This window comes from Streptomyces sp. NPDC060198 (genome assembly GCF_042728415.1).
Taxonomy (GTDB): Bacteria; Actinomycetota; Actinomycetes; order Streptomycetales; family Streptomycetaceae; genus Streptomyces.
The window spans coordinates 1-7,597 of record NZ_JBHWZJ010000338.1; the positions used below are offsets into that span (position 1 = coordinate 1).

At 72.4% G+C, this 7,597-nt stretch carries 7 protein-coding genes; 4 read left to right on the forward strand and 3 right to left on the reverse strand.

The window, feature by feature from the left end; translation table 11 throughout:
- A partial coding sequence (locus tag ACFWEP_RS28435) for a cytochrome P450 (RefSeq protein WP_387374184.1) occupies positions 1 to 779 on the forward strand: 779 nt, incomplete at its 5' end.
- A gap of 31 nt (positions 780 to 810) precedes the next feature.
- Here ACFWEP_RS28435 and ACFWEP_RS28440 read toward each other — a convergent pair.
- The gene (locus ACFWEP_RS28440; RefSeq protein ID WP_387374186.1) at positions 811 to 2,466 is read right to left on the reverse strand and encodes an ABC transporter permease; all 1,656 of its coding nucleotides are present in this window, start codon (positions 2,464 to 2,466) and stop codon (positions 811 to 813) included.
- Positions 2,463 to 3,419, reverse strand: a complete 957-nt coding sequence (locus ACFWEP_RS28445) for an ATP-binding cassette domain-containing protein (protein WP_387374188.1) — start codon at positions 3,417 to 3,419, stop codon at positions 2,463 to 2,465. Before ACFWEP_RS28445 ends, ACFWEP_RS28440 begins: the two co-directional genes overlap by 4 nt.
- 163 nt (positions 3,420 to 3,582) lie before the next feature.
- Here ACFWEP_RS28445 and ACFWEP_RS28450 point away from each other — a divergent pair, with 163 nt between their 5' ends.
- Together ACFWEP_RS28450 and ACFWEP_RS28455 are read left to right on the forward strand one after the other, a co-directional pair.
- Positions 3,583 to 4,122 (forward strand): GbsR/MarR family transcriptional regulator, encoded by a 540-nt coding sequence (locus ACFWEP_RS28450; protein WP_387374190.1) that lies wholly within the window; start codon positions 3,583 to 3,585, stop codon positions 4,120 to 4,122.
- Between the two features lie 125 nt (positions 4,123 to 4,247).
- Positions 4,248 to 5,111 carry a hypothetical protein gene (locus tag ACFWEP_RS28455; RefSeq protein WP_387374192.1) on the forward strand — a complete coding sequence of 288 codons (864 nt, stop codon included), beginning with the start codon at positions 4,248 to 4,250 and terminating at the stop codon, positions 5,109 to 5,111.
- Between the two features lie 79 nt (positions 5,112 to 5,190).
- On the opposite strand, the gene ACFWEP_RS28460 is transcribed toward ACFWEP_RS28455, so the two are convergent.
- Positions 5,191 to 6,069, reverse strand: a complete 879-nt coding sequence (locus ACFWEP_RS28460) for a diacylglycerol kinase (protein ID WP_387374194.1) — start codon at positions 6,067 to 6,069, stop codon at positions 5,191 to 5,193.
- Positions 6,070 to 6,254: 185 nt separating this feature from the next.
- Between ACFWEP_RS28460 and ACFWEP_RS28465 the strand changes: the two genes are divergently transcribed.
- Complete coding sequence (locus ACFWEP_RS28465; RefSeq protein ID WP_387374195.1) at positions 6,255 to 7,538, forward strand: adenylosuccinate synthase; 1,284 nt, start codon at positions 6,255 to 6,257, stop codon at positions 7,536 to 7,538.
- Positions 7,539 to 7,597: the final 59 nt, after the last annotated feature.

Sequence of the window (7,597 nt, forward strand, 5' to 3'; positions counted from 1 at the left end):
CCGAACCGCTGCCGGTCGCCGTGATCGCCGAGATGCTGGGCGTCCCGGAGTCCGACCGGCCGTTGCTGCGCCCCTGGTCGGCCGCGATCTGCGGCATGTTCGAGCTGAACCCGCCGGAGGAGACCGCGCGAGCGGCCGTGACGGCGTCCACCGAGTTCTCCGCGTATCTGCGCGAACTGATCGCCGTGCGGCGGGAGAAGCCCGGTGAGGACCTGATCTCCGGGCTCATCGCCGCCCACGACGAGGACGAGCGGCTCACCGAGCAGGAGATGATCTCCACCTGTGTGCTGCTGCTCAACGCGGGCCACGAGGCGACCGTCAACACCACCGTGAACGGCTGGCGCACCCTCTTCCACCACCCCGGGCAGCTTGCCGCGCTCCGGGCCGACCACGGCCTGTTGTCCACAGCTGTGGAAGAACTCCTGCGGTACGACACCCCGTTGCAGATGTTCGAGCGCTGGGTGCTGGACGACATCGAGATCGGCGGCACCGTCGTCCCACGCGGCTCCGAGGTGGCGCTGCTCTTCGGCTCCGCCAACCGCGACCCGGAGCGCTTCACCGACCCGGACACCCTCGACCTGACCCGCCCGGACAACCCGCACACCACCTTCGGCGCGGGCATCCACTACTGCCTCGGCGCCCCGCTGGCCCGTATCGAACTGGCGGCCTCCTTCGGTGAGTTGTTGCGCAAGGCGCCGGAGATGCGGCTGGTCGAGGAGCCTCAGTGGCACCCGGGATACGTGATTCGTGGGCTGAAGGAGCTCCGCGTGGAGGTGTGATCCTCGCGGGCCGAGGTGGCTGCGGCGGGTCTCACCCCCGCAGGTCCCGGCGCCGCAGTGCGGCGAGGCCCGCCGCCACCAGGGCCGCCGCCACCGCCGTCAGGGCGGCCAGGGCCCATCCCCGCAGGTCCTCCCCCGGGAGCTTCGGCAGATGGGTGAAGGGCGACACGTCCAGCACCACCTGCGGGAGCCCGGCCGCCGGGCCGATCCAGCCGAGCGCCAGGCAGAGTCCGGCCGCACCCCAGGAGCCGGCGGCGGCGATCCGGGGCGCCGTCCCGTACAGCAGCACGGCCACCCCGCCCAGCAGCCAGATCGCGGGGAGCTGGACCAGGGCGGCGCCGAGCACGGCGGGCAGGCGGTGGCCGTAACCGGCGGTGAGGCCCAGGCCGCCCGCGCCCACCACGGCGATCGCGCCGCCGAAGGCGAAGAGCAGGTGCCCACATGCCCAGGCGGTACGGGAGGCGCCCGCCACGAGCACGGGCTCGGCCCGGCCGCCCATCTCCTCGGCGAGCGGCCGGAGCGCCGAGGAGACCACGTACAGGGCGGCGACCATGCCGAGCATCCCGGCCATCGCGGCGAGGAACGCGTCGGTCAGCCCGGCCGCACCGCCCATCCGCCCGATGATCTCCCGAGTCTTCTCGTTGTCGCCGACGAGATCCGCCGCGCCGCCGGCCAGCCGGCCGAAGACGAGCCCGACGACCGCGAAGGACACCGTCCAGCCGACCAGTGAGCCGCGTTGGAGCCGCAGCGCCAGGCCGTACGGCGTGGTGATCCGGCCGGTCGCGGGCCCCGGGCGGGTCGCGAAGAGGGCGCTGCCCAGGTCGCGTCGGGCGGCGAGCGCGAAGGCGAGGGTCAGCAGCGCGGCGGTACCGGCGGCGAAGAGGAGGAGCACCCACCAGCGTTCGCCGGCGTACGCACGGGTGTTCTCCACCCAGCCGAAGGGGGAGAGCCGGGTCAGGGCGGAGGAGCCGCCGGTGCTCGCCGCGTCACCGGCGGCCTTGAGGACGAACGCGGCGCCGAGAGCGGCGGCGGTCACGCCCTTCGCGGCGCGCGCGGTCCCGGTGAACTGGGCGGCGACGGCGGCGACGGCGGCGAAGAGCAGCCCCGTCCCGGCGACCGCGAGGCCCAGCGCGTACGCGCCGTGGCCACCGCATCCGGCGGCCGTCAGGAGGAGCACCACGAGCGCGGCGAGCGCCAGATCGGCCACGGCGGCGGCGAGGAGCGCAGCGGTCAGCGGGGCGCGGCGGCCCAACGGCGCGGCCCAGAGCATCTCCTGGCGTCCGCTCTCCTCCTCCTCGCGGGTGTGCCGCACGACGACGATCAGCGACATCACTGCGGCCAGCCCCGCCCCGAAACCGGCCATCCGCCAGGCGACGAGCGCGCCTGCCGAGTCGCCGAGGACGGGGCCGTAGAGCGCCCGAAGGCTTCCGTTGGCGTTCATGGAGGCGGCGAGGCCGGCGCGGTCGGCGACGGTCGGGTAGAGGGAGGCGAACGAGCCGGCCACGGAGGCGAACGAGCCGCCGATCGCCAGCAGCCACACGGGGACCATCACCCGGTCGCGGCGGAGCGCGAGGCGCAGCAGGCCGCCGGTGCCGGCGAACCGGGCGGAGCGGGAGCGGTGTGGGGTCCCGGTGGCGCCGGGGCGGGGGAGCGCGCCCGAGGCGTCCGCGGTCGTCGCCGAGGTCATCGCGCCGCCGTCCCGTCCTCGTCGCGGTCCCGAGCGCCGTTTTTCTCGGCGGAGGTGTCCGCAGGGGTGCCGTGCGCCGCGTAGTGGCGCAGGAAGAGTTCCTCCAGCGTCGGCGGGGCGCAGTTCAGGGCGCGTACTCCGGCGGCCGACAGGGCGGCGAGGACGGCGTCGAGCTTGTCGGTGTCCACCTGGCAGCTGATCCGGGCGCCCCGCGCCTCGTACCCGTGGACTCCGGGGAGCTCTGCCAACCCGTCGGGTACGGAGCGGAGTTCGGCGATGATGCCGGTACGTGTCAGGTGCCGCATCCCGGTCAGTGACCCCGTCTCGACCGTGCGGCCCCGGCGGATGATGCTCACCCGGTCGCAGAGGGTCTCGACCTCGCTGAGGAGGTGGCTGGAGAGCAGGACCGTGCACCCCCGGTCGCGTGCCTCGTTGACGCAGCCGCGGAACACCGACTCCATCAACGGGTCGAGCCCGCTGGTCGGTTCGTCCAGGATCAGCAACTCGGCGTCGGAGGCGAACGCGGCGACCAAGGCGACCTTCTGGCGGTTGCCCTTGGAGTACGTACGCCCCTTCTTCGCCGGGTCCAGCTCGAAGCGGCGGACCAGAGCGTCGCGCCGGGTGCGGTCGAGTCCACCGCGCAGCCGCCCGTAGAGGTCGATGACCTCGCCGCCGGTGAGGTTCCGCCAGAGCGTGACGTCACCCGGGACGTACGCGAGCCTGCGGTGCAGGGCGACCGCGTCCTGCCAGGGGTCCTGGCCGAACAGCCGCGCGGTGCCGGAGTCGGCGCGCAGCAGACCGAGCAGGACACGGATGGCGGTGGACTTCCCGGCGCCGTTGGGGCCGAGGAAGCCGTGCACCTCCCCCTGGTCCACGGAGAGTTCGAGACCGTTCAGTGCGGGGGTCCGGCCGAACGACTTGTGCAGTGCGGACACGGAGATGGCCGTCGTCATGGCTCCGAAAGTACGCGGGTTTCACAAATTTCTGAAGTTAAGGAACCGTATAAAGTCGGGAAGCACGTGACACCGGGAGCCAGGGCGTGCGGAAGTGGGCGGAACACCCCTGACACCCCCTGGAGGACCGGCCGGAGGGCCGGATCGGGAGGACGGAACGGCGATGAGCGAGAGCGCGGGCGGTACGGGCGGCAGAGGCGCCGGACCGGATCCCGGAGAGCGGCCGGGCGTCGGCGCCCGGGACGGGGAGGCCGTCTCGCGGTTCGTCGAGCGGTTCGCGGCCGACATGACGGAAGCCGGCATGCAGCGCATGGCCTCGCGCGTCTTCGCCGCACTCCTCGCCGACGACGACGCCACCATGACCTCGGCCGAACTCGCCTCCGGGCTGCGGATCAGCCCGGCTGCCGTCTCCGGCGCGATCGGCTACCTCACCCAGGTCGGCATGGTCGGCCGGGAACGCGAACCGGGCTCCCGCCGCGACCGTTACCGGCTCCACCACGAGATCTGGTACACCACCTTCGCCGGACGCGACCGGGTCATGACCCGCTGGGAACAGACCCTCCGCGACGGGGCCCGCTCCCTCGGCGAGGAGACCCCGGCGGGCGCGCGGCTCGCGGAGACGGCGGAGTTCTTCGAGTTCGTCCAGGACGAGATCGTCACGATGATGGAGCGCTGGAAGGCCCGCCAGGGGTCCCGCCGGTGATCCGCCGGGCCGGAGGCGGGGTTTTCCACCGACCGCCGACCGCCGACCACTGAACGTGGCCCGCTGAACGTGACCCGCTGAAGCATGGCTTGCTGGACCGTGGACGACCGCCGTGGAGGCATCGCATGAAGACATGGCCCGCGCGGCGACGCACCGCCGTACTGGGGGGAGCCGTCCTCGCCGGAGTGCTGGCCCTGGCCGGTGCGGAGGCCGTCGCCCGGCACGTGGTGGACGGACGGGTGGAGAAGCTGGCCGGCGAACGGCTCGGCTCCGAGGTGACGGCCGACGCCGACGGCTGGGGTCTCGTGGCGCTCACCCGCGGCGAACTGGGCACCCTGACCCTGCACGCGGACGACGCGACGCTCGACGGATTCGACGGAGTCACGGTCGACGCGGAACTCAGGGACCTCACCGCCCCCCACGGAGGCGGCCGGGCCTCGGTGTCCGGCAGCAGCGCCCGTGCCGAGATACCTGCCGACGCCCTGCGCGGCCGAGTCGCGGCGGCCGGCGGCGCGTTCGGAGCGATGGTCGGCGGCGTCGAACCCCGGCCGGCCGACGGAACGCTGCGGATCACCCTGGGCGGGGGCGGCCTCGGGCGGGCCGACGTACGGCCCGTCCTGCGCGACGGCACTGTCCGCTTCACCCTGACCGGGGCGACGATGTTCGGCGTCGCCGCGCCGAAGTCCGTGACCGACACCATCGACTCCGCCCTCGCCGGCCTGACGGCGGGCGGTGCGGGTGGCGGTACGGGTGCGACCGCCTCGGATCGCGCGGCGGTCGCGCTGGGCCTGCGCCCCAGCGCCGTCACGGTCACCGAGGACGGGCTGCGGGTGGATCTGAAGGGCGGGCCTGCCGAATTCGACCAGGACATCGGGGCTTTCGGGACCGATTCCGGGGCTTCGGAATCACGCCCGGCCTCCATGGCCTCCATGGCTTCCGGGGCCTCCAAGGCTTCCGGGGTGCTCGACGCGCTGGTCGGGGGGCGCTGAGGCCGGGCGGGATCCCGAGGACGTAGGGGGCGGTGAGCCCGTCCCTGTCCCGTTGCGGGGGCCCCGGGTCCTCCTGGGCTCAGGCCGCGGCCTCGGCCGCCGGGACCATCAGCCCCCAGGCGTTCGCCCACACCGTCCACGTCCGCCGCCGGACCGGGCCGTGGAGCTGTATGTCGGCGCGGTAGCGGAAATCGGGGCCGGAGACCGTCACCGCCTTGGCCTCCGCCGTCACGGTCTCGCCGCTCGACACGCGTACGACCACCTCGGCCAGGCCGCCGCCGTTCAGCGAGTTCACGGTGACGGCCTCCACAGCTCGGTCCAGATCGTTGAGGAGGACGCCGTCGGCCTCCACCCGGAGGCGGTAGCCGGTGGCCCCGGTGGTGGCCGTCGCCGGGAGGGGACGGACCAGGGTGCGGACCAGCGAGACACAGCTGTCCCAGACGGCCGTGACGCCCGAGTGGGCCGGGGGCGCCGCGCCGTCCGTGCCCTGCCCGGCAGCGGGCGCGGGCGCCGGGACGTCCACGCCGCCCAGGACCACGCCGTCGCTGTCGTCGACGAGCAGGTCGAGACGGTGCACCGCCCCGTCCAGCGCCGTCCGCGCCGCCGCCACCGCGCCGCGCGGCACACCGAGGGAGTGGGCGAGCCGCAGAGCGGGCGGGGCGCCGACGGGGACGAGCGCCAGGGCGCTGTCGGCCAGCTCCCGGTCCCGGTGCAACTGGGCCACCGCGCGGAGCAGGGCATGGTCGTCGCCGATGACCACCGGACGCCTGCTGCCCCGCCGGGACAGGGCGCGGGCGAACTCCTCCGGGGTGTCCGGAAGGGAGATCTTGGCGTGCGCTCCGGCGTTCAGCACGTCCTTCGCGATACGGACGGACTCGCCGTCGGTCCGGCGGGCAACCGGGTCGATGACCACCAGCAGCTGGTGGCCGTCGTCGCCGGGGGGCTCTGCAGCCGACACCTCGGTCCTTCCTCGGGTAGCATCTTGGTGCAAGAGCCCCTTGCGCTATTGCGCCAGGGGCTTCGTCTATTCCGGGGCACCCGGTTCGACGGCTCAGGCTTTGTCGTACATCGTCGTATGGCAAGTACGACCTTTACGTACGCCCCTGACCTTGGACATGCCCCGCCCGGAAGGGGTGTACGCCTGTGCCCGCACTTGTGCTGCTCGGTGCTCAGTGGGGTGACGAGGGCAAGGGGAAGGCCACCGATCTCCTCGGTGGATCCGTCGACTATGTGGTGCGATACCAAGGCGGCAACAACGCCGGTCACACGGTTGTCGTAGGCGACCAGAAGTACGCACTGCATCTCCTCCCCTCCGGAATCCTGTCGCCGGGTTGTACCCCGGTGATCGGTAACGGTGTCGTGGTCGACCCGGCCGTGCTGCTCTCCGAGCTGAGTGGACTGAACGACCGTGGCGTCGACACGTCCAAGCTTCTGATCAGCGGCAACGCTCATTTGATCACTCCGTACAACGTCACGCTCGACAAGGTGTCGGAACGCTTCCTCGGTAAGAGGAAGATCGGCACGACCGGCCGCGGAATCGGCCCGACGTATGCCGACAAGATCAACCGTGTCGGTATCCGCGTCCAGGACCTCTACGACGAGTCGATCCTCGTCCAGAAGGTCGAGGCGGCCCTGGAGCAGAAGAACCAGCTTCTGGCCAAGGTCTTCAACCGCCGCGCGATCGAGGCCGAGGGCATCGTCGAGGAGATGCTCCAGTACGCGGAGCAGATCAAGCCGTACGTCGCCGACACGACGCTGATCCTCAACAACGCCATCGACGACGGCAAGGTGGTCCTGTTCGAGGGCGGCCAGGGCACCCTGCTCGACGTCGACCACGGCACGTACCCCTTCGTCACCTCGTCGAACCCGACCGCGGGCGGCGCCTGCACCGGTGCCGGCGTGGGCCCGACGAAGATCAGCCGGGTCATCGGCATCCTCAAGGCGTACACCACGCGCGTCGGCTCCGGCCCGTTCCCGACGGAGCTGCTGGACGCGGACGGCGAGGCGCTGCGCCGCATCGGTGGCGAGCGCGGTGTCACCACCGGCCGTGACCGCCGCTGCGGCTGGTTCGACGCTCCGATCGCGCGGTACGCGACCCGGGTCAACGGCTTGACGGACTTCTTCCTCACCAAGCTCGACGTGCTCACCGGCTGGGAGCAGATCCCGGTCTGCGTGGCGTACGAGATCGACGGCAAGCGCGTCGAGGAGCTGCCCTACAACCAGACCGACTTCCACCACGCGAAGCCGATCTACGAGAACCTGCCGGGCTGGTCCGAGGACATCACCAAGGCGAAGACCTTCTCCGACCTGCCGAAGAACGCGCAGGCCTACGTGAAGGCGCTGGAGGAGATGTCGGGCGCACCGATCTCCGCGATCGGCGTCGGCCCCGGCCGCACCGAGACGATCGAGATCAACTCGTTCCTGTAGGGGCTTTCCGCGGCAGCACCGTACGACGACGGCCGCGGGCCGGGACACCTTCCGTGTCC

Bases quoted from the DNA above. Each gene is read 5' to 3' on its own strand.
- ACFWEP_RS28455 (WP_387374192.1), top strand. From the start codon at position 4,248: ATGAAGACATGGCCCGCGCGGCGACGCACCGCCGTACTGGGGGGAGCC.
- ACFWEP_RS28445 (WP_387374188.1), bottom strand. From the start codon at position 3,419: ATGACGACGGCCATCTCCGTGTCCGCACTGCACAAGTCGTTCGGCCGG.
- ACFWEP_RS28450 (WP_387374190.1), top strand. From the start codon at position 3,583: ATGAGCGAGAGCGCGGGCGGTACGGGCGGCAGAGGCGCCGGACCGGAT.
- ACFWEP_RS28440 (WP_387374186.1), bottom strand. From the start codon at position 2,466: ATGACCTCGGCGACGACCGCGGACGCCTCGGGCGCGCTCCCCCGCCCC.